Below are 19,491 nucleotides of genomic sequence, written 5' to 3'. Positions count from 1 at the left end.
TCGTCGACAGCCCGAGCGCGGCGGGCGACGCGCCGGCAGCACTCGTCGAGCAGGCGGTGGAACGCCGCGGCGGCGTCGGCGCCCAGGGCGGCGGCGTCGAGCGCGTGGCCACCGGCGGTGCGGACGCGGGCCCGCAGGCGGTCTTCGTCGACGAGCACGGCGGGGTTCGTGCGCACGAGCCCGCCCACGTCGGCGGCGTCGAGGGCGACCGCCACCGCGTCGAGCGCGGCCTGCCAGTCGCCGTCGGGCACGGCGGGGAACTCGACCCGCCGCAGCTCGGCCAGGTCCTCCTCGGCCGCGACCAGCTGCCGGTGGGGATCGCCCAGAGCGCGCGCCCGGCGTTGAGCCGTGAGCTTGTCGGCGCCGCGCTCGACCGCCCACTGGTACAGCGCGGAGAAGGTGGCACCCAGCGTGGCCACCAGTGCGGAGGAGAGCGGATCTACGACGACACCCCCAGCGTGCGTTCCGCGATCAGTTTACCGGCCGGGGCGACCCGCGGCGAGGACGTGAGCCGCACCGCGTGCGGGAATCAATCGAGGCCCGCGTACGCTTTCACGGGCGTGAAGAACATTGGTTTCCTCTCGTTCGGCCACTGGTCGGACACTGCGCACTCCGAGACCCGGTCGGCGAAGGACTTCCTGCACCAGTCCATCGACCTGGCGGTGGCGGCCGAGGAGCTCGGCGTAGATGGCGCCTACTTCCGCGTGCACCACTTCGCGCGGCAGGCCGGCAGCCCGTTTCCGCTGCTCTCGGCCATCGGCGCCCGCACCTCGAAGATCGAGATCGGCACCGGCGTGATCGACATGCGCTACGAGAACCCGCTCTACATGGCGGAGGACGCCGGTGCGGCCGACCTCATCTCCAGCGGCAGGCTCCAGCTCGGCATCAGCCGGGGATCCCCCGAGCAGGTGATCGACGGCTGGCGCTACTTCGGCTTCGCGCCCGCCGACGGCGAGACCGACGCGGACATGGCCCGCCAGCACGCCGAGGTCTTCCTCAAGGTCATCGAGGGCGACGGTTTCGCGCAGCCGAACCCGCGCCCGATGTTCGCCAACCCGCCCGGCCTGCTGCGCGTCGAACCGCACTCGCCCGGCCTGCGCGAACGCATCTGGTGGGGCTCCGGCTCCAACGCGACCGGCGTGTGGGCCGCGAAGCTCGGCATGAACCTGCAGAGCTCCACCCTCAAGGACGACGAGACGGGCGAACCCCTGCACGTCCAGCAGCGCAAGCAGATCGAGGCCTACCGCGAGGCGTGGAAGGAGGCCGGCCACGAGCGCGAACCGCGCGTGTCGGTCAGCCGCAGCATCTTCGCCCTCACCAACGACCTCGACCGCGCCTACTTCGGCCGCGACCGCAACTCTCAGGACCAGGTCGGCATGATCGACGAGAACACCCGCGCGATCTTCGGCCGCTCCTACGCGGCGGAGCCCGACGAGCTCGTGCGCCAGCTCAAGGAAGACGAGGCCATCGAGGCCGCGGACACCTTGCTGCTGACGATCCCGAACCAGCTCGGGGTGGAGTACAACGCCCACGTGCTGGAGAGCATCCTGACGCACGTGGCCCCGGAGCTCGGCTGGCGCTGAGTTCCGCGCGCCACCCACCGGGCGTCCCGGTGGGTGGCGCGATCGCGCCGGCCGTTCGCCCGGTTCGCGCTGTCTTGCGACGGTGAACCGGATCCGGGGGATTCCGCTCGCCGCGCTCGTGCCGGCCGGGTGCGGGGCCGGGGTTGGCCCTCTCGGAGATCACCGAACGGCCGACGACGCGACCCGGTGACGCCGGACATGCACCTGGTCTTCCGCATCCACCACGACGGCGTCGAGGCGGGATGGACGAGGACCGAGCCGGCGACCGCCTGCTACCAGGCCGATTCGACTACCGCGGACTCGTTTCCGAGAGTGCCGTGGACTGCCCACCGGACGCGACCCCGGTGACGCCGCCGCCCGCCGCGCCGGTCGAGGTGCCGGGCACCTTCGCCGATCCGCTGCGGAAGGTGCTCGCGACGGCAAGGACGGCGATGTCCCGGCAGGGAACGACACCGCCGCACTGATCCTCAGGCCTCGTGCACCACTCGCCCGCCGACGACGGTCATGGTGACGGCGAGGTCCTTGATGGAGCGCGGGTCGGCGGTCAAGGGGTTGTCGTCGAGGACGACGAGGTCGGCGAGTTTGCCGGGGTCGAGCGTGCCGAGGGTGTGCTCGGCGAACTGCGTCTGCGCGCTGCCGAGGGTGTAGAGGTGCAGGGCCTCGCGGGCGGTGATGGCCTGTTCGGGGCCGAGGACATCGCCCTTGAGGGTCTCGCGCGTGACCATCCAGCCGAGCGACCACAGAGGGCTGGGCGGGACCACCGGGGCGTCGGTGCCGCCGCCGGCGAGCAGGCCCGCGTCGAGGATGTCGCGGATCGGCACGGCGCGGGAGCCGCGTTCGGCGCCCCACCACTTGACTTGGTTGGCGCCGAGCAGCACGGGGTGGTCCTGGACGCTCGCGAGCAGGCCCATCTTCCGCATGTGCGCGAGGTTCGGGCCGCTGGGGAGGAACAGGTGCATCAGCACCCAGCGCAAGTGCGCGAGCGAGGTGTCGCGGTGCACGGTGGCGAGGACGTCGACGATGAAGTCCATCGCCGCGTCGCCGACGACGTGGGTCTGCACCTGGAACCCGTGGCGCGCGGCGCGGCGGTACATCTCGGTCAGCTCGTCCTTGCCGCCGGGCGGCAGGAGCTGCACGCCGTGGTAGTCCGGGCTGGTCTGCTCGCCGGGCACGACTTGGTACGGGTCGCGCAGGAAGCCGCCTTCGACGCCGCCGTCGGAAAGGTACTTCAGGCCGTCGAAGCGGAGCATGTCGTCGCCGGTGCGCGGCTTGAACGCCGCCACGGCCGCGTCGACATCCGCGAGTGCCGCGATCCGCCACAGCAGGTGCGCCCGCGTGGTCATCTCGCCGTCGTGCCACAAACGCGTGTAGATCTCGATCTGCGACGGGTCCAGCCCCGGCTCGGTGACGCCGGTGATACCCAGCGCGTTGTGCTCGGCCATCTGGTCGCGCAGCTGCTGCCGCTGCTGGTCGGCCGACGGCGGGGCCGGCAGCACCGGCGTCACGAGCGAGCGCGCGCGTTCCAGCAGCACGCCCGTGGGCTCGCCGCCGGCGTCACGGACGATGACGCCGCCCGTCGGGTCCGGCGTGTCGCGCGTGATGCCGACCAGCTCCAGCGCGCGGCTGTTGACGGTGGCGACGTGGCCGCCGCGCGGGATGAACACCGGGTTCTCGGGCGACACCGGGTCGAGCTCGGCCCGCGCGGGCAGCCGGCCTTCGGCGAGCAGGCTCTCGTGCCAGCCCGACCGCGCCTGCACCCACGCGCCGGCCGCGCTCGCCGCGACCCGGGTACCGATGGCCGCGACGACGTCGGCGATGCTGCGCGCCTCCAGCAACGACACATTCGGCCGGTCCAACGCCGAGGTGAACTGGTGCAGGTGGCTGTCGATCAGCCCGGGCACCACCGTGCGGCCCTTCAGGTCCACGGTCCGCGTGTGCCGCCCACGCAGGCGCAGGATCCGGTCCGACGTCCCGACCGCTTCGACGCGTCCCCCGCGGATCGCGATCGCCTGCGTGGTGCGCCCGTGCAGGGCCGCCGTGACGACGTGTCCATTGTGGAGGATCAGGTCGGCCCCGGCGTCCGGGCGGGCCGCGGCTTCCGCCGGCGCCCCGAGCATCATCGGCGTCACGGCCAGCCCGGCCGCCGCGGCGAACAACGTCCGCCTCGAGACCGCCGAGCTCTCCCATGCTTCGGAACCGCACAACTGGCACATACGCCGACCCTTCGGACGAAAGACCCGTGGTACATCGCGTGCTTGTGGCGGCGGTGACCGTATCAACACATCGGGGTCGAGTAATAGATCTTCCCCATCGAAGATCCTTTTGCTATGGACTCGAGGTCGCCGAGGTGGCGGGGCTCGTGTGGTGGACCTTGGTCGTCGGTTCGGAGACAGGCTCTAGTGCCCGCTGCAGCACGACGTGCGGCCGCGGCGACGTAATGCGGGTCGTGCCACCAGAAGGCGGCGTTGGCGGGATGGCCGGGGGCCGGGGCGAGCCGGCGGTTGACCGCGGCCTTGGTCGCGGCCGAGGTCGAGGCCGACGCGAAGGGCGCCAGCAGGTCGTCCACCGGGTGCACACGACCGGCCACGAGGGTCTGCCGGACGTCGGCCGCGGCGGTGATGTCGGTGAGCGGGTCGGCGCCGAGGACGACGAGGTCGGCGTAGTGGCCGCGGGCAATCCGGCCCAGTGGTTCGCCCAGCACTTCGCCGGCGATGCTCGTCGCCGTGGTCAGGGCTTCGTACGGGGTGAAGCCGTACTTGACCATCGCGCGCAGGTTCATGTGTGTGCTCACGGCGGTGTGGTCGATGGGGGAGTCGGTGCCGTGATGACGCGCCCGCCGCCGCGCAGGATGGCGGCGGCCTGGGCGACCTGGCGCCGCAGGTTGTCGAGCAGTGCGGTCTGGTCGGCGGATTTCGCGGCGGTGACGGACTTCCGCAGCGAGGTGTATTCCCACGCCGGGTAGAGCGTGCGCACGCGGCGGTCGGTCACGAGGCTGGTGTCGTCCCGGAACAGCGCGCTGGCGGCGAACAGCGTGGGTGTGCGCGCGGCGCCGCGGCGGACGAAGGGCTCCACCACGTCGTCGTAGCCGGAGCCGAGCAGCGACACCGTGCGCGAGTAGCCGAGGCGGTTGGTGGCGCCCATGTGTTCCATGCCGTCGCCGCCGAACGCGAGCGCCGGGTGGTGGTAATGCGAGGTCACGGGCAGCCGCCGCGCGTGGGCCCAGTCGATCACGCGCCGGTGCATTTCGGGGCTGAGCCGGACGTAGGCCTTCATCAGTTCGTAGTCGAGCTTCTCGGCGCGCTCGAGTTCGAGCTCCAGCTGGCGCTCGTCGAACGTCGGGCGCATGAAGTTGTAATAGATGCGCGAACCGTCGATAGCCTCGCCGGTCGCGAAGTACCGCGGCCCGAGCCGCGCCCCGGACTGGATCGACTCGCGTTCCTCCACCATGTGGTAGGCCGGGCTGCCGGGGGAGGGGTCGTGGTGAACCCGAGCGAAAGCCACAGCCGGCCCTGGCGGTCCCCGTAGCCGTAACCCTGCATCTGGCGGTGGTTGTGCATGTCGATCATCCCGGGCACGACCACGCCGTCACGTGCGTCGACGACGGTGCCGTCGAGCCCGCTGCCCGCCGGTTCCACGGCGGTGACGCGCCCGCCGTCGACCACGATGTCCACATCGGACCGCAGCGTGCGCGAGGTGCCGTCCCACATCCGGCCGGCGCGCACGACCACGCGGCCACGGCTGCGGGCGTTGGTCCAGGTCAGGTTCGTCGGCACGGTGCGTGGCTTCCCGCCCGAAGCCGCGACGAGCCGCAGCCGGCCGTTGTTGAGGTACAGCAGTGTGCGCGAGTCGCCGCTCCAGCTCGGCGCGGCGGTGACCTCGTCGGTGATCTGCCGCGGTTTCCCGGCGAAAGTGCCGTCCGCGTGCACGTCCACCACCCACAGGACGCTGGCCACCACGAACGCCATCCGCCGCCCGTCCGGCGACCACACCGGCCCGTCGTCACCGCGGGTCTGCAGCGAGCGGTCCGGCATCGGGTCGACGTAGCGGCCCTGGCCGGTCGCGACGTTCACCAGCAGGATCTTGCTCAGCCCCTCGCGGTAGCGTGAGGAGAACGGCTTCACCGCGGCCAGCGCGATCACCTTGCCGTCGGCCGACCACGTCGGGCGCCCGGGCTCGAACGTCGCGGTGAAGATCTGCCGGACCGCGCCCGTCGCGACGTCGACGGTGTGCAGCGCACCCGTCTGGTCGAGGAACGCGATCTCGGCGCCGTCGGGGGACCAGGTGCCCGACACGGCGGCGAGGTCGGGCAGGTTCGTCAGCTGCCGGTCCTGCCCGGTCTTCAGGTCGCGGATCCAGAGGTCGAGCGTGCCGGCGCGGTCGGTGGAGTACGCCAGCTTCGCGCCGTCGGGTGACCACGCGGGATCGCTCTTCCACCAGCCGTCGCCGGTCAACGGACGCGGCGGCCGGCCGAGCTCCATCACCTGGATGTCGTTGAGCGCCCGGAAAGCGACCCTGCGGCCGTCGGGCGAGAGCACGGGGCTCCCGATGCCGAGCACCGGATTCGGCTTCGTCGAGGTGAAGTCACGCGGCCGCGCGTGCACCGGGCCCTTCGCGACCGTGACGGGAGCGGTGAACGGCACGTCCGTCGCCGTGCCGCCGCTGAGGCTGCGCCGCCGCAGCGCGCCGTCGGCGGTGTAGAGGTACTCGTCGGCGCTCAGCCACGAGACTCGGAACGGGAAGACGTCTTCGCCGGTGAACAGCGGTTTCCCGCCCCGCATCAGCTCGGCGACGCCGACCGCGACCGGTGGCACGCCGCCGGAGTAACGCGCGTAGACGAGGTCGCCGCCATCCGGTGTCCACATCGGACTGTGCAGCACCGTGCCCGGCTCGGTGGCGAACGTGCTGCGGGCGCCGCCGGCGACCGTGACGACGTCGATCCTCGTCCCGGCCGCGACGAAGGCGAGCTTGCTCCCGTCCGGCGACCACGCCGGTTCGTACTCCTCGTCGGGCGTCTCGGTGACGAGCGTGGCCCGCCCCGACGCGACGTCCAGCACGTGGATGCCGTAGCTGCCCGGCGCGTCGGACGAGTAGGCGATTTTCTCGCCGTCCGGCGAAAAAACGGGTTCCCGGTGGTCGAACGGCCCGCTCGTGAGGCGGCGCAGACCGGTGCCGTCGGCCCGGATCGTCCAGAGGTCGAAGCTGCCTTCACGGTAGGACTGGAACACCAGCGTGGAGCTGTCCGGCGACCACGTCGGCATCGCGATGTCGAAAAGGTCGCCGGTCAGGCGCCTGGCCTGCCCGCCCCGCGCCGGCACGAGCCACAGGACGCCGAGCAGGTCGAGGGCGACCTGGCGGCCGTCCGGGGACACCTGCGGCGAGCGGCTGACCCGCGCGGGGCTCGGCCACCGCCGGTCCGGCGTCCGCGGTGCCGAGGCCCACGGCCCCGACCGCACCCGCCACGCCGGTCAGGAATCCCCGCCTGTTGACCGTCACCGAGCCCCACCTCCACCTCGACGCAAGATCGAACCGGACCCTAGTACCGAAGTCGTGCCGTGAGTGAACGCTCGACCACGGAACGACACGAACAGAGCAGCCGCCTTGCCCGGACGTCCCGGCCGGTGGGGCGTCCGGGGTGGCGTCGAAAGCCCGGTGGCCAGATCCCGGCCGCGCCGAACGCCGCGTGGAACTCGGCGAGCAGGTCGCTGTACTCCTCGATGTCGCGCGAGATGTTCGGCAGCGTGAGCGCTTCCTCGACGCCCGCGGCGCCCAGTTCGGCGACGTCACCGAGGATCTGCTCGATGCTGCCCTGGTACGGCGGACGATCCGCGGTCTCCACGCGCACGAACTCGCCGCCGAGCGCGATGATCGCGATGCAGCGGATCGCCTGCGGATCGCGGCCGTGCTCCTCGGCCCGCTTGCGCAGGTCGGTCAGCGTCGAGGCGACCTGAGCGGGCGGCACCATGACCGGGAGCCAGCCGTCGGCGCGGCGGGCGATGCGCTCGAGCGGCTTGGGGGACCAGCCGCCGAGGAACACGGGGATCCGCTCGGCCGGTTTGGGGCCGGTTTCGGCCGGCCACAACGTGTAGCGCTCGTTCTCGAACGACGCCGGGTCCGGGCCCCAGACCGCGTCGGCCACGTCGAGGAACTCCTCCAGGGCGGCGCCGCGCTCGGCCATGGGCCGGGGCGCGGTGGCGGCGAACTCGTCCACGGACCACCCGGTGCCGAGCCCCGCGACCACCCGCCCGCCGCTGATCGCACCGATGGCGGCGAGCGAGTTCGCCAGCCGGTAGGGCAGGTGCAGCGGCGGCAGGAGCACCGAAGCGCCGATCCGGACCCGCGAGGTGACGGTCGCGGCCATCGTCATCGCCACGATCGGGTCGAGCACCTTGCGATAGACGTCGGGCCAGGCGCCGTCGCCGTACTCGGTGAGCCGGTGGATTCCTGTCTGGTCCTGCGGGTAGAGCACCCGTTCGGCCACCCACACGCTGTCGTAGCCGAGCTCCTCGGCCTTGCGGGCGCCGCGGACCAGGTCGGTGCGGGGGTCGAACTTCCAGTTCTGCGGCAGCGTTACGCCGAGCCTCATCCAGGTCTCCTTGCTGACCATCGATCATTGACTGTCAATCAATGATCAGCGTACACCGAAACTGGTTGAGAGTGAAACCATCTGCGCGCTATAGGCGGGCGAGTGCCTTCGTCACGTCGAGGGCGGGGTCCAGCTCGTGCGCGCCGCGCAGGGCGCCGGCGAGCAGGGCGCAGAACGCCTCCACCAGCGCGGGGAGCTCGAACGGGCGGTCGTCCCGCAGCCAGTCGGCTGTCAGGCGTTCGGCGCCGTCGGCGAACGAGCGCAGTGCCGCGGCCACGGCGGGGCGGTCCGGATCGAGGCCGAGCAGCCCGGCGAGCACCCGCAGGTTCCGGCTGCGGAGGCCGGCGAACGCCTCGTCCCGGCCACCGATGAGGACCAGGTTCAACGCCAGGTCGGGGTGTGCGGCGAGGAAGGTGACGAACCCACGAAAGCGCGCCCGGATCCGCTCGGGCACCGCCGCCGGCTGCTCGGCCTCCTCCGCCTCGCGCAGCTGCTCGTAGACCTCGGCCACGGCGGCGACGTACGCGCCCTGCTTGCCCTGGAAGTGGTGCGACACCAGCCCGTGGGCCACGCCGGCGGCGCGCGCGATGTCGCTGACGGTCACCTCGGCGTACGGCCGCCGCGAGAACTCCGCGAGCGCGGCTTCGAGCAGCTTGCGCCGGGTCTGCTCGGCGGCGGCCTGGCGCGCGGTCAGTGGCTTCTCGGGAGTCACGGACCGTCACGGTACTGCAGGCGACCGGCGGCGGGTTTCGTGGTCACCGCGGGTGCGGACAAAATGCGATTCCTTTTCGCGAAAAGAATCGCGGCGAATGGCGAAGGTCAGGCTTCGGCGACCGCGAGACCGCTCACGCACAAGCCGGCGGTGGCGAATCCGCTCACGACGTGGCCGAGAATCCGGCGAAGGCGAAACATGGTCATTTCCTCCTGTCGATCCCGGTCGGCCATCCGGCCCTTCGTGATCGACGCTAACAGGAAACCCGGACCACGCCTCGCTCGAAAACGATCTTGCACGCTTTCGTGCCCCCGCCGCCCTTTCCGTTCACGCTCCGTCGTGGGCGAGTGTTTTCCCGGCCGAACCGCGCCGGAGGAGACCCCACGGTTTGAACACCGTCAGCAAATAGGAGAACAGCAGCAGGCTCGGCGCCACGAACACCGGGTACAGCAGATCCGACGGGCGCGCCGCAGTTTCGCCGGCCATCAGCGCCCGGCCGTAGTCGGCGGCCGCGTTGATCCCCGGTCGCAGGGAAGCCAGGATGAGCACCGTCATGAGCACGTTCACCGCCAGTTTCGCGGCGACCCACCAGTACCGGACCAGGCCGTACTTGCTGCCCAGTCCGAGCACGACCCCGGTGGTGAGCGTCAGCACGCTCGCGGCGAACATCGGCCACACCGCGAAGAACTCCAGTGCCCGCAACGAGGTCGCGGTCACGGCCGGGTCGCCGGTCAGCAGTGCCGTGCACGCGAGGATCCCCAGTGCGAGGTCGAGACCGAACCACGCCGCCGCGGACACGAGATGCCCGACCAGGTACCACTTCCGGGTGCGCGCGCCGAGCCGCCACCCCTGTCCGGTCGCCATGCCGCCTCCTCCGTCGATGGCCCGTGCTGTGCGTCCATCGTCGGGGCGAGGCGGGCGGGCGTCGTCCGTCGAGCTGCGGTACTTCGACGTACTACGGCGTGCGTACGCGGGCTGTGGTCACCGGCCCGGGAGGGCGTGATCCGGCGCGCTCACGCGGCCGGCGCCTCGATGTCGTCGTACACGCGGACCGCGCTGAGCAGCCCGTCCGGACCGCGGTCGAACACGCACACCCCGGCCTGCGGCGCCACGTCGTGCCGGCCCCACGCCACGCAGTTGTACTCGAGGACGCAGCGCACGCTGTCGTCGGTGACCACGCACGGTTCCAGGTGGACACCGCCGGCGGCGAACGTCTTCGTGAAGAACTCGCGCAGCTCGTCGGGGCCGGTGTGCTGGGTGTGCGTGCCGATGGGCTCGCGCAGGTAGCCGGTGGGGGAGAAGGTGCCGACGATCGCGTCGGCGTCGCCGGCCGCCAGCGCCGCGAGGTAGTGGCCGACGACGTCGCCGAGCGGGGTGTCGGCGGACGCCAGGATCGGCGGGCGCAGGTGCCGGTGCCCGTCGACCGGCCACTGGCTGCAGTAGGTGCGGAAGACCACGGACCGCTCGTTGGCCGACTCGGCGACCACAGCCACCGGCCAGGCCACCTCGTGCCCGTCGCCGCCGAGCCACGCCAGCAGCTCGACCACGGCGCGCCCGCCGACGCGCGTGGTCGCGATCGTCTCCGCGCGGGCGTGCTGCTCGCCCAGCCAGACCTGGTTCACGTGGACGAAGTGCCGCAGCTCCTTGCGGCCGCGGATCTCCCCGGCCCGCGGGTCGAACACCGCGATCTCGCCGGGCCAGACCGTCTCGAGCGTTTGCGCGTCGCCGCCGGTCAGCGCCGCGAAGAACTGCCCGACGGGATCCTCGTGCCCCTGGACGCGGGTCTGCTTGCGTGCCAGCTCGGCGGCGTTGACGAAGTCCGGGAACCACGGCATCTCGACCCACGCTCCTTCTCCCGAGCGGACACCCGGCCCCCACCCTGCCGTGTCCGGCGCCGCGGCGACAGTCCCGGAGGGCCGACTTCACCCGGCGTATAACGCCCTATACGGCGCGGCAGGTGCACTCGTCCGGATCAGAGGCCGGTCAACCGCGTCAGACCGGCGAACCCGTCTTCGGTGCCGGGCCAGCGGGCGCGCACGGCGTCGATCCCGGCGCGGCGCACGACACTGCGCAGCACCAGGGTGACGACGATGGCGTCGTCCGCGTAGCCGAGCACCGGGATGAAGTCCGGGATCAGGTCGATCGGCAGCGCAAGGTACACCAGCAGCAGAGCTAGCCGTACCCGTACGCCGCGGGGGAGGTCGCGGTCGGTGGCCAGGCGGCGGATCAGCCGCAGGACGTCGGGGAGCAGGCGCAGCGCCTCCCGCAGCAGGTCACCGCGCGGGCGGGCCACGGCGAGCACGGCCACGAGGGCGAGCCACAGCAGCAGCAGCCCGCCGGCGAGCCCGATCAGCAGGTCCCACCAGAACGAGCCGGTCACCGGCTCGGGCCGGGACCGAGGTTTGCCATCATGGCCTGATGCTACGGAAGCGCCGTTCAGGAACGTAGCTGCCGGTTCTTGATTCCGTACTGCGCCATCTTCCGGTAGATCGTCGCGCGGCCCATGCCGAGCTCGGCGGCCGCGCGGACGACGGTGGCGCCAGGCTGGGCGAGGCAGCGCACGATCTCGTCGCGTTCCATCGCCTGCAGGCGGCTGAGCCGGTGGCCCGTGGTCGTGAACACCTCCGGCGGCAGGTGGTGCGTGTCGACGGTGTCCGCGCGGGCGGCGGCCTCGGCGACGACGCGCCGGAGCTGCTTGGCGTTCTCGGGCCAGTCGTGGGTCGCCAGCGCCCGGGCGGCGGCCGGGGTGAACGAGACGGCGCGGCCGCGAGCGCGGTGGGCGAAGTGGTGGGCCAGCGGGAGGATGTCGTCGGGCCGCAGGCGTAGGGGCGGGAGTTCGACGACGGTGTCCACAAAAGACATCAGCGGCTTCGGGATCGCCGCGGAATCCGAAGCGGTCAGGACGAAACCGGTCGGGTGACCGGTGAAGCGCGCGGCCAGCTCGCCGGCGGCCCAGGCGGGCAGGGCGTCGACGCCGGAGACGATCACGCAGGTGTCGGCCTTGCCGACCTCCGGCGACCACATCGCGAGCCATGCGTCCACGTCGTCGGGCGCGGGCGGCCGCGCGTTGAGCACGCGCTCGCGCGGGTGCAGCTCGCGGCGGGCCAGCGCGGCCAGCGCCGTCTTGCCGGCGCCCGGCTCACCGACCACGGCGACCGTGCGGCCGCGGCCCATCGTGTCCATCGCCTCCAGCAGCGCGTGCTGCCACGCGGCCGAGAGCTCCGGCGGGTCGATGCGGTCGGCGTACACGCGGAAGACCTCGCCGCGCGGAGCGGGGCGCGGGCGGCGGCCCGAGGCGCGCGCGAGCATGAGCGAGGTGGTGTGCCCGGCGGCGGTCTGGGCCAGCGCGAGCAGCAGGCCCGACGACTGCTCGGACCACGTCGTGAGGTTCACGCTGCCCGCCAGCGCGCCCGTGATCGGGTCGAGCACGGGCACGGCGGCGCACGTGTAGCCGCGCAGGCTGGTGCAGTAGTGCTCACCCGCGCGGACCAGCGACGGCGTGCGGTCGGCCAGCGCCAGGGCGAGGCCGTTGGTGCCGGCGTTGCTCTCGGCGTAGGAGAACCCCGGTGCGAGGTGCACCCGATCCAGCGACCGGGTCATCCCCGGGTCGCCGCACAGCCGGCTGAGCACCAGGCCTTCGCTGTCGGTGAGCATCAGGCTGATGGGTTCGTCGGCCAGCGTCGCGTGCAGGCCGCGCAGCACCTCGTCGCCGCATTCGAACAGCAGGGAACCCGTGTCGACCGTGGCCGTGAACACGGGTTTCACCTCGTCGTCGGGCACCCCGTAGCGCGCGCTGCGCTGCCACGACGCCCGCAGCCTCGGCGTGGTGTCGCCGCGGGGCTCGAGCCCGTCACCGCGTGTCATGCCACCTCCCGGGAGACGCCACACTGCGTCTCGGCCGATTGTGCGTCCGGCTTGGGTAAGGCTAGAAGACCCAGGGTAGCCGCCGCCGCACTCTCGTGTCTCAAATCGAGACAGCAAGGCCCACCCCGACCGGCAATGATCGCCCTAAGTTCCGGTCTTGACGTGCCGATGTGGTCACGAATGCGGAGGAAAGCCCATGTACAGCAAGGACGGCGAGAAGTACTTCATCCTCGACGCGCACGTCGCGCTCTGGGACGCGCGGCCGGAGAACCAGCGCAACATCCACGGCAAACAGTTCATCGACTGCTTCTACGACTACCACCGCAACCTCAGCCCCGAGTCCGAGGTGTGGCCGTACGAGGACTACCTCTACTACGGCGGCGAGAAGCTGATGAAGGACCTGTTCACCGACGGGTACGTGGACCACGCCATCTTCCAGCCCGCGGCCCTGCCCGCCTTCTACAACAACAACTTCGGGCAGACCGACGAGGCGTTCGCGCTGACGCAGAAGCACCCCGACAAGCTCACCTACAACCACTGCTGGGACCCGCGCTTCGGCGAGGACGGCCTCAAGCAGCTGCGGGAGGACGCCAAGCGCTTCAACCTCAAGGGAGCCAAGCTTTACACGGCCGAGTGGTTCGGCGACTCGCGCGGCTGGAAGCTCGACGACAAGTGGAGCTACCGCTACCTGGAGGCCGCGCAGGAGCTGGGGATCAAGAACATCCACATCCACAAGGGCCCGACCATCCGGCCCCTGGACCGCGACGCGTTCGACGTCGCGGACGTGGACAAGGTCGCCACCGACTTCACCGACCTCAACTTCGTGATCGAGCACTGCGGCCTGCCCCGGCTGGAGGACTTCTGCTGGATCGCCACGCAGGAGCCCAACGTGCACGCCGGCCTCGCCGTCGCGATGCCGTTCATCCACACGCGACCGCGCTACTTCGCGCAGATCATCGGCGAGCTGCTCTACTGGCTCGACGAGAACCGCATCCAGTTCTCCAGCGACTACGCGATCTGGACGCCGAAGTGGCTCGTCGAGAAGTTCGTGGACTTCCAGATCCCCGAGGACATGACCGAGTACGCGCCGCTCACCACGGACATCAAGAAGAAGATCCTGGGCCTCAACGCCGCGGCCATGTACGACATCCCGGTGCCCGCGGAGCTGCAGGTGAAGAACCCGCCCGCGGACGCGAAGGCCGAAGCGGCGGCGGTTGCCTGATGCCCGATCTCGAACAGCTGGCGCGCAGTGCGCTCGACTCGGTCTACGACCCGGAGCTCGACGAACCCATCACCGATCTGGGGTTCGTGCGTTCCGTGGCCGCCGTCGACGGCGAGCTCACCGTGCACCTGCGGCTGCCGACCTCGTTCTGCTCGCCCAACTTCGCGTACCTCATGGCTTCGGACGCGAAGGACGTGCTCACCGCCGTGGCCGGCGAGCGGCGCGTGGTCGTGCAGCTCGACGACCACCACGACTCCGACCTGATCAACCGCGGCCTCGCCGCCGACGCCGGGTACCTCGGCACGTTCGGCTCCGAGGCCGAGAAGGACCTCGACGAGCTGCGGCTCACCTTCCGGCGCAAGGCCCACACGGCCGCCATGGAGCGGGCGCTGACGGGCCTGCTGCGCGCGAATCCGGCACTGCCTGAAGAGGATCTGCACGACGTGACGCTCGGCGGCCTGCCCGCGGGCCGCACGACCGACGCGCTGCTGCGGCGGCGGGCGGCGCTCGGCCTGAGTGTCGAGCCGGGTGAACCGGTGCTCGTCGACGAGCACGGCGAGCCCTACCCGCGAGAAGAGGTCCCGCTGCGGCTGCGGTTCGCCCGGTCGATCCGGATCTCGATCGACGGCAACGCGCACTTCTGCCGCGGCCTGCTCCGCACGCGTTACCCCGGGTCGGAGACCGACCAGACGACCCGGCCGCACGATCCGTCCGTTTCGGCTGTCGCCGGTGAGGAGGCACGAGCTTCGTGAAGGCTGTCCAGGTCGTCGGGTACGACGAGAAGCTGCGCATGACCGACGTTCCCGAACCCGAGGTGACCGGGCCGCACGACGTGCTCGTGCGCATCGGCGGGGCGGGCGTGTGCCGTACCGACCTCCACATCATCGAGGGGCAGTGGGCGGAGAAGTCCGGCGTCACCTTGCCTTACACGATCGGGCACGAGAACGCGGGCTGGGTGCAGGCCGTGGGTTCCGCCGTCACGAACGTGGCCGAGGGCGACAAGGTGATCGTGCACCCGCTGATCACGTGCGGGCTGTGCCCCGCGTGCCGGCGCGGCGACGACGTGCACTGCGAGAACAGCCAGTTCCCCGGCATCGACACCGCCGGCGGCTACGCGCAGGTGCTCAAGACGTCGGCGCGCAGCGTGGTCAAGCTCGACGACTCGCTGGAACCCGCGGACGTCGCGGCGCTGGCCGACGCCGGTCTGACGGCGTACCACGCGGCGGCCAAGGCGTCGCGTCGCCTTCACCCGGGTGACAAGTGCGTGGTGATCGGCGCGGGCGGGCTCGGGCACATCGGCATCCAGGTGCTCAAGGCGATGACCGCGGCCGAGCTGATCGTGGTCGACCGCAACGCCGACGCGGTGAAGCTGGCCGAGTCGATCGGCGCGGACCACGGCGTGGTCGCCGACGGCGGCCACGTGGCGGCCGTGCAGGAGCTGACGGGCGGCCACGGCGCAGAGGTCGTGGTCGACTTCGTCGGCGAGGGCGGTGCGACGCGCGACGGCGTGGCGATGCTGCGCCGCGCGGGCGACTACCACGTGGTGGGCTACGGCGAGAACATCAACATCCCGACGATCGACGTGATCTCCACGGAGATCAACTTCATCGGGAACCTCGTCGGCTCCTACACCGACCTGTGCGAGCTGATGGTGCTGGCCGCGCAGGACAAGGTGAAGCTGCACACCACGAAGTACTCGCTGGACAACTTCCAGCAGGCCCTCGACGACCTCGACGGCGGCCGCATCCGCGGGCGGGCGATCCTGGTCCCGTGAGCGCGGCCGTCCACAGCGGACGCGCCCGCGGCGGCGCTACGCTGCTGAGGGCACGAAGGAGGAACAGATGATCTTCATCACCGTGAAGTGGCAGATCAAGCCGGAGTACGCGGACCGGTGGCCGGAGCTCTCGCGAGAGTTCACCGAGGCCACGCGAGCCGAACCGGGCAACAAGTGGTTCGACTGGTCCCGCAGCCTCGACGACCCGAACGAGTACGTCCTCGTGGAGGCTTTCGCCGACGACGCGGCCGCGGCGCACGTCAACGCGGACCACTTCAAGAAGGCGCAGGCCGACTTCCCGCAGTACCTGCAGAAGACCCCGGACATCATCAACGCCACCCTCGACCAGGACACCTGGTCGGAGCTGGGTGAGATGAAGGTCGGCTGAAGCACCAGAACACGACTGCGGCGGTGCACCCCTGGGCGGGTGCGCCGCCGTTTTCGTGCGCGGCGTCCTTTCGCTCGGTGATGGCGTGTCTGTGACGATCGAACTGAGCGCCGTAACCTCGCGCCGTGGTCGGGACCGGCAGGGCCCCGCAGTACGTCGGGCGACCAGGCGGGCGCGGGCATGCCCGCGCCCGCGATCCATGGCAGGAGCTGAGCAGCAGCGGCGGTGCGAGCGCGTCCGTGGTAGGCAGGACCGGCGCGCGTCTCGGTGCTCGACACTTCCCCGATCGTGGCGGGGTCCGCGGCGGCCGAGGCCCTGCGCCGAACCGTGGATCTCGCGGTGCTCGCCGACGGGCTCGGATACCACCGCTACTGGGTGCCCGAGCACCACGGCATGCGCGGCGTCGCCGGCTCGGCGCCGGCGGTGGTCGTGGGGCGGCTCGCGGCGGCGACGAGCCGGATCCGCGTGGGGGCCGGCGGGGTGCTGCTGCCGAACCACGCGCCGATCGTGGTGGCCGAGCAGTTCGGGACGCTGGCGGCGTTCCACCCGGGCCGCATCGACCTCGGGCTCGGTCGGGCGCTCGGCGGGGCCCCGCGCCGCCGCGGACGCGGTGCGCAGCGAACGGGAGCGCGCAGCGAAAACCTTTGCGGAGCAAGTGAAAGAGCTGCTGGGCTACTTCGCCGGCGACGGGTCCGTTCGCGCGGTGCCCGCGGTCGGCAACACGCCGGAGGTCTGGGTGCTCGGGTCGAGCGCGGCCGGCGCGCGGGTGGCCGCCGGGCTCGGGTTGCCCTACGCGTTCGCCCATCACCTCAACGCCCGCGGCGCGGTCGAAGCGCTGCTCGCCTACCGCGAGAGCACCGTGTTCCCGACCCTGCTGAGCGTGGCCGTGATCGCGGCGGACACCGACGAACGGGCGGAGTGGCTCGCGGGGCCCGAGCGGCTGAAAATCCTCAGCCGGCACCACGGCCGCCGGATTCTGTTGCCGGACCCCGAAACGGCCGCCGCCCACCCGTACAGTGAGGCCGACCGCGCGGAGCTCGAGGTGCGGCGCGGCCACCTGGTAGTGGGCTCGCCGCCGGCCGTGCAGGAGCGGCTGCAGGGCCTGCTCGACCGGATGGGCCCGCACGAGCTGATGATCACCACGCCCGTGTATGACCACGGGGACCGGCGGCATTCGTACGAGCTCGTCGCGGACCTCGTGAAACGCCTGCGGCCCGCGCACAGTGACTAGGCCGACGGTCCACTGTGGTCAGACCGGCCGTCGCCGGTGGGCTGTCTCCGAGGGGAGCTCGCCGAATCGCGCACGGTACTCCTGCGCGAACCGGCTCAGGTGCGTGAACCCGCAGGAGTGCGCGATCTCGGCCACCGTCCGGTCGGCGCCGAGCAGGGCCCGGTGCGCGCTTCCGAGCCGGATGTCGCGCAGCAGCGCGGTCGGCGTGGTGCCGAGCCGGCGGCGGAAGTGCGCTTGCAGCTGGCGCGGCCCGAGGCCGGCCGCGCGGGCGAGGTCGGTGACGGTCACCGGTTCGGCGTGGTGCTCCTCCAGCCACGTGCGCGCCCGCTCGACCACGTCGGCCGGCTCGTCGGCGGGACCGTCGAGCAGCTCGGGCGACGACGTGTGCGGCAGGCCGAGCAAGATCGCGGTGAGCAGCTGGTCCTCCAGCGCCCGCAGCACGCTCGGCCCGAGCGGTGCACGGGCGTCGGCGAGGGCGAGGCAGGCGGTGCGCCACGCGGAGTCGAGCAACGCGGCCGGACCCGCCGCCGGGGCGTTCGGCGGCAGGAACCGCAGCGCGGTGCTCGGCGCGCGGCCCAGCAGGGTGCCGAGGTGCTCCTCGACCCGCGACATCCGCGTGGACAGCACCAGGGCGCCGGCGTGCGGGTCGGGGCGCATGACCGTGTGGGCGTCGCCGGCCAGGGCGAAACCGGATGTGAGCACTTTGCCGGTGACCTCGGGCGCCGAGACCCACATCGGGCCGAGCGGCACGGTGAGCGCGAACCGGTTGCGGGTGGGGAAGGCGTCCACGGTGACCTGGGCGCCGTAGCGGACCACGACCAGGTTCAGCGCGCCGAGCCCCGCCACGGCGACGGTGCCGTCGGGGCGGCCGCGGCGGGGCTCGATCTCGTGCACGACCGTCACGTCCTGCACGCGGTCGCGCAGGTCGGTGAGCCGGGTGGAGTGCAGGGACGGCGCGAGCAGCGTGCCGTCTTCCGAGCTCGGCGGTAATCCCGTGGTCACCGGCGGCTCCCCTCTGGTGTCCCGTCAGCCGGCGGGGGCCCGGATTCCGCGGGCCTCGAGGCGCGGCAGCACTTCCTGGGCAAAGTAGCCGAGCTCGCCCACGTAGTCCACGAACGACAGCGTCATCCCGGCGAACCCGGCCTCGTGGAACGCGGCGATCCGGTCGGCGACCTCGTCGGGCGTGCCGATCAGCGGGCAGCTGCCGTGGCCGGCGGCGAACCGCGCGCGGAACGTCGCCAGCATCTCCGGCGTGAAGGACTGCGCGTGCAGGCCCTGCAGCCGCATGAGGTTGTCGACGGCGGCCCAGTCGGCCTGCTCGTCGGCGTAGTAGCGCAAGTACTCCTCGGCTTCGGCGCGGGTCGGTCGGCAGACGACGTGGCCTAGGGTGAACACACCGACCTGGCGGCCGTGGTCGCGCTCCGCTTCCGCGCGGACGGACCGCACGATCCCGGCGCCGTCCTCCGGCCCGCCGACGATGGTGAACGCGACGTCCGCGTTGCGCGCCGCGAAGCCGCGGCCCTGCGTCGACGAGCCGGCGTTGAGCACCGGCAGCGGCCCGTCGGGCGGCTTCGGCATCCCCTCGACGCCCTCGAGCTTGAAAAACCGGCCTTCGTGGTCGAACCGGCCGTCCTCGGTCCAGATCCGGCGGACGACGTCCCACCACTCCTGTGCCAGGGCGTAGCGGGCGTCGTGCTCGGCCGGCAGATCCGCGCCCAGCGCGCGGTACTCGGGCTCGTTCCAGCCGGCGACGATGTTGATGCCCGCGCGGCCCGAGCCGACGAGGTCGGCGGTGGCGAGCTGCTTGGCCACCACGACGGGGTGGTTGAACGCCGTGTGCACGGTGGTGAACACCGTGATCCGCCGGGTGCGGGCGAGCAGCGCCGCCGCGAGCGTGGTCGGGTCGAGCACGCCCTCGTGGAAGTTGGTCTCGCCGCCGTAGCCGATCCAGCGCGCGATCGGCAGCAGGAAGTCGATCCCGACCGCGTCGGCGAGCTCGGCCAGGCGCAGGTTGTCCTCCCAGCTGCCCGACCAGCGCTCGGGGATCTTCGTCACGGCCAGCCCGGACGAGCAGTTGGCCGAGAACAGCCCCAGCTTGAACCCCTTGCCGTCGGCGACGGGTTTGACCATGGCC

General features: G+C 71.8%; 19 protein-coding genes and 2 pseudogenes. 8 read left to right on the top strand and 13 right to left on the bottom strand.

All coding sequences use genetic code 11. The features are described 5' to 3' along the window. Positions 1-26: 26 nt before the first annotated feature. Positions 27-419: pseudogene (locus QRX50_RS50460) on the bottom strand (NACHT N-terminal Helical domain 1-containing protein); the annotation flags it as partial. A gap of 141 nt (positions 420-560) precedes the next feature. On the opposite strand from QRX50_RS50460, the gene QRX50_RS34455 reads away from it, so the two are divergent. Both QRX50_RS34455 and QRX50_RS34450 read left to right on the top strand, forming a co-directional pair. After that, positions 561-1,583: an LLM class flavin-dependent oxidoreductase gene (locus tag QRX50_RS34455; RefSeq protein ID WP_285974641.1), complete on the top strand. Its 1,023-nt coding sequence runs from the start codon at positions 561-563 to the stop codon at positions 1,581-1,583. 242 nt (positions 1,584-1,825) lie between these two features. Next, on the top strand, positions 1,826-2,047 hold the full coding sequence (locus QRX50_RS34450) for a hypothetical protein (protein ID WP_285967288.1): 222 nt from the start codon (positions 1,826-1,828) through the stop codon (positions 2,045-2,047). Between the two features lie 3 nt (positions 2,048-2,050). Here the strand turns inward: QRX50_RS34450 and QRX50_RS34445 are convergent, their stop codons facing one another. The 10 genes from QRX50_RS34445 to QRX50_RS34400 all read right to left on the bottom strand — a co-directional run bounded on the left by QRX50_RS34445 (position 2,051) and on the right by QRX50_RS34400 (position 12,742). Beyond that, positions 2,051-3,796 carry an amidohydrolase gene (locus QRX50_RS34445; protein ID WP_285967287.1) on the bottom strand — a complete coding sequence of 582 codons (1,746 nt, stop codon included), beginning with the start codon at positions 3,794-3,796 and terminating at the stop codon, positions 2,051-2,053. Positions 3,797-3,858: 62 nt separating this feature from the next. Next, positions 3,859-4,374: an amidohydrolase family protein gene (locus tag QRX50_RS34440; RefSeq protein WP_285967286.1), complete on the bottom strand. Its 516-nt coding sequence runs from the start codon at positions 4,372-4,374 to the stop codon at positions 3,859-3,861. Then, entirely contained in the window at positions 4,371-4,928 is a 558-nt protein-coding gene (locus QRX50_RS34435; RefSeq protein WP_285967285.1) for a hypothetical protein, read from the bottom strand. Before QRX50_RS34435 ends, QRX50_RS34440 begins: the two co-directional genes overlap by 4 nt. After that, positions 4,856-6,952, bottom strand: coding sequence for a hypothetical protein (locus QRX50_RS34430; RefSeq protein ID WP_285967284.1), 2,097 nt, complete (start codon positions 6,950-6,952; stop codon positions 4,856-4,858). The genes QRX50_RS34435 and QRX50_RS34430 overlap by 73 nt, the downstream gene beginning before the upstream one ends. A 164-nt stretch (positions 6,953-7,116) precedes the next feature. Next, complete coding sequence (locus QRX50_RS34425; protein WP_285967283.1) at positions 7,117-8,166, bottom strand: TIGR03619 family F420-dependent LLM class oxidoreductase; 1,050 nt, start codon at positions 8,164-8,166, stop codon at positions 7,117-7,119. Positions 8,167-8,254: 88 nt separating this feature from the next. Then, the gene (locus QRX50_RS34420; RefSeq protein WP_285967282.1) at positions 8,255-8,878 is read right to left on the bottom strand and encodes a TetR/AcrR family transcriptional regulator; all 624 of its coding nucleotides are present in this window, start codon (positions 8,876-8,878) and stop codon (positions 8,255-8,257) included. A 327-nt stretch (positions 8,879-9,205) separates the two neighbouring features. Then, positions 9,206-9,742 (bottom strand): hypothetical protein, encoded by a 537-nt coding sequence (locus QRX50_RS34415; protein ID WP_285967281.1) that lies wholly within the window; start codon positions 9,740-9,742, stop codon positions 9,206-9,208. Positions 9,743-9,891: 149 nt separating this feature from the next. Next, entirely contained in the window at positions 9,892-10,713 is an 822-nt protein-coding gene (locus QRX50_RS34410; protein WP_285967280.1) for a nuclear transport factor 2 family protein, read from the bottom strand. Between the two features lie 137 nt (positions 10,714-10,850). Further along, the gene (locus QRX50_RS34405; RefSeq protein WP_285967279.1) at positions 10,851-11,258 is read right to left on the bottom strand and encodes a YkvA family protein; all 408 of its coding nucleotides are present in this window, start codon (positions 11,256-11,258) and stop codon (positions 10,851-10,853) included. Positions 11,259-11,314: 56 nt separating this feature from the next. Then, on the bottom strand, positions 11,315-12,742 hold the full coding sequence (locus QRX50_RS34400) for an AAA-type ATPase lid domain-containing protein (protein WP_285967278.1): 1,428 nt from the start codon (positions 12,740-12,742) through the stop codon (positions 11,315-11,317). Positions 12,743-12,938: 196 nt separating this feature from the next. Here QRX50_RS34400 and QRX50_RS34395 point away from each other — a divergent pair, with 196 nt between their 5' ends. The 6 genes and pseudogenes from QRX50_RS34395 to QRX50_RS49910 all read left to right on the top strand — a co-directional run bounded on the left by QRX50_RS34395 (position 12,939) and on the right by QRX50_RS49910 (position 17,357). Continuing rightward, entirely contained in the window at positions 12,939-13,964 is a 1,026-nt protein-coding gene (locus QRX50_RS34395; RefSeq protein ID WP_285967277.1) for an amidohydrolase family protein, read from the top strand. Next, complete coding sequence (locus QRX50_RS34390; protein ID WP_285967276.1) at positions 13,964-14,716, top strand: iron-sulfur cluster assembly protein; 753 nt, start codon at positions 13,964-13,966, stop codon at positions 14,714-14,716. Before QRX50_RS34395 ends, QRX50_RS34390 begins: the two co-directional genes overlap by 1 nt. Beyond that, entirely contained in the window at positions 14,713-15,738 is a 1,026-nt protein-coding gene (locus QRX50_RS34385; protein WP_285967275.1) for an NAD(P)-dependent alcohol dehydrogenase, read from the top strand. Before QRX50_RS34390 ends, QRX50_RS34385 begins: the two co-directional genes overlap by 4 nt. A gap of 67 nt (positions 15,739-15,805) precedes the next feature. Then, positions 15,806-16,126, top strand: a complete 321-nt coding sequence (locus QRX50_RS34380; protein ID WP_285967274.1) for a putative quinol monooxygenase — start codon at positions 15,806-15,808, stop codon at positions 16,124-16,126. Between the two features lie 267 nt (positions 16,127-16,393). After that, positions 16,394-16,699: pseudogene (locus tag QRX50_RS49915) on the top strand (MsnO8 family LLM class oxidoreductase); the annotation flags it as partial. An 82-nt stretch (positions 16,700-16,781) separates the two neighbouring features. After that, positions 16,782-17,357, top strand: a complete 576-nt coding sequence (locus tag QRX50_RS49910; protein ID WP_353074021.1) for an LLM class flavin-dependent oxidoreductase — start codon at positions 16,782-16,784, stop codon at positions 17,355-17,357. Between the two features lie 18 nt (positions 17,358-17,375). Here the strand turns inward: QRX50_RS49910 and QRX50_RS34370 are convergent, their stop codons facing one another. Both QRX50_RS34370 and QRX50_RS34365 read right to left on the bottom strand, forming a co-directional pair. Then, positions 17,376-18,359, bottom strand: a complete 984-nt coding sequence (locus tag QRX50_RS34370; protein ID WP_285967273.1) for a helix-turn-helix transcriptional regulator — start codon at positions 18,357-18,359, stop codon at positions 17,376-17,378. Between the two features lie 24 nt (positions 18,360-18,383). Further along, on the bottom strand, positions 18,384-19,487 hold the full coding sequence (locus QRX50_RS34365; protein WP_285967272.1) for an LLM class flavin-dependent oxidoreductase: 1,104 nt from the start codon (positions 19,485-19,487) through the stop codon (positions 18,384-18,386). Positions 19,488-19,491 lie beyond the last annotated feature (4 nt).

Source organism: Amycolatopsis sp. 2-15 (assembly GCF_030285625.1).
Lineage (GTDB): Bacteria > Actinomycetota > Actinomycetes > Mycobacteriales > Pseudonocardiaceae > Amycolatopsis > Amycolatopsis carbonis.
The sequence above is the reverse complement of the archived record's forward strand: the minus strand, read 5'-3'. Positions and strand labels throughout refer to the sequence as shown.

Bases quoted from the DNA above. Each gene is read 5' to 3' on its own strand.
- QRX50_RS34390 (WP_285967276.1), top strand. From the start codon at position 13,964: ATGCCCGATCTCGAACAGCTGGCGCGCAGTGCGCTCGACTCGGTCTAC.
- QRX50_RS34410 (WP_285967280.1), bottom strand. From the start codon at position 10,713: ATGCCGTGGTTCCCGGACTTCGTCAACGCCGCCGAGCTGGCACGCAAG.
- QRX50_RS34415 (WP_285967281.1), bottom strand. From the start codon at position 9,742: ATGGCGACCGGACAGGGGTGGCGGCTCGGCGCGCGCACCCGGAAGTGG.
- QRX50_RS34435 (WP_285967285.1), bottom strand. From the start codon at position 4,928: ATGCGCCCGACGTTCGACGAGCGCCAGCTGGAGCTCGAACTCGAGCGC.
- QRX50_RS34365 (WP_285967272.1), bottom strand. From the start codon at position 19,487: ATGGTCAAACCCGTCGCCGACGGCAAGGGGTTCAAGCTGGGGCTGTTC.
- QRX50_RS34395 (WP_285967277.1), top strand. From the start codon at position 12,939: ATGTACAGCAAGGACGGCGAGAAGTACTTCATCCTCGACGCGCACGTC.
- QRX50_RS34445 (WP_285967287.1), bottom strand. From the start codon at position 3,796: ATGTGCCAGTTGTGCGGTTCCGAAGCATGGGAGAGCTCGGCGGTCTCG.
- QRX50_RS34425 (WP_285967283.1), bottom strand. From the start codon at position 8,166: ATGAGGCTCGGCGTAACGCTGCCGCAGAACTGGAAGTTCGACCCCCGC.
- QRX50_RS34400 (WP_285967278.1), bottom strand. From the start codon at position 12,742: ATGACACGCGGTGACGGGCTCGAGCCCCGCGGCGACACCACGCCGAGG.
- QRX50_RS34450 (WP_285967288.1), top strand. From the start codon at position 1,826: ATGGACGAGGACCGAGCCGGCGACCGCCTGCTACCAGGCCGATTCGAC.
- QRX50_RS34380 (WP_285967274.1), top strand. From the start codon at position 15,806: ATGATCTTCATCACCGTGAAGTGGCAGATCAAGCCGGAGTACGCGGAC.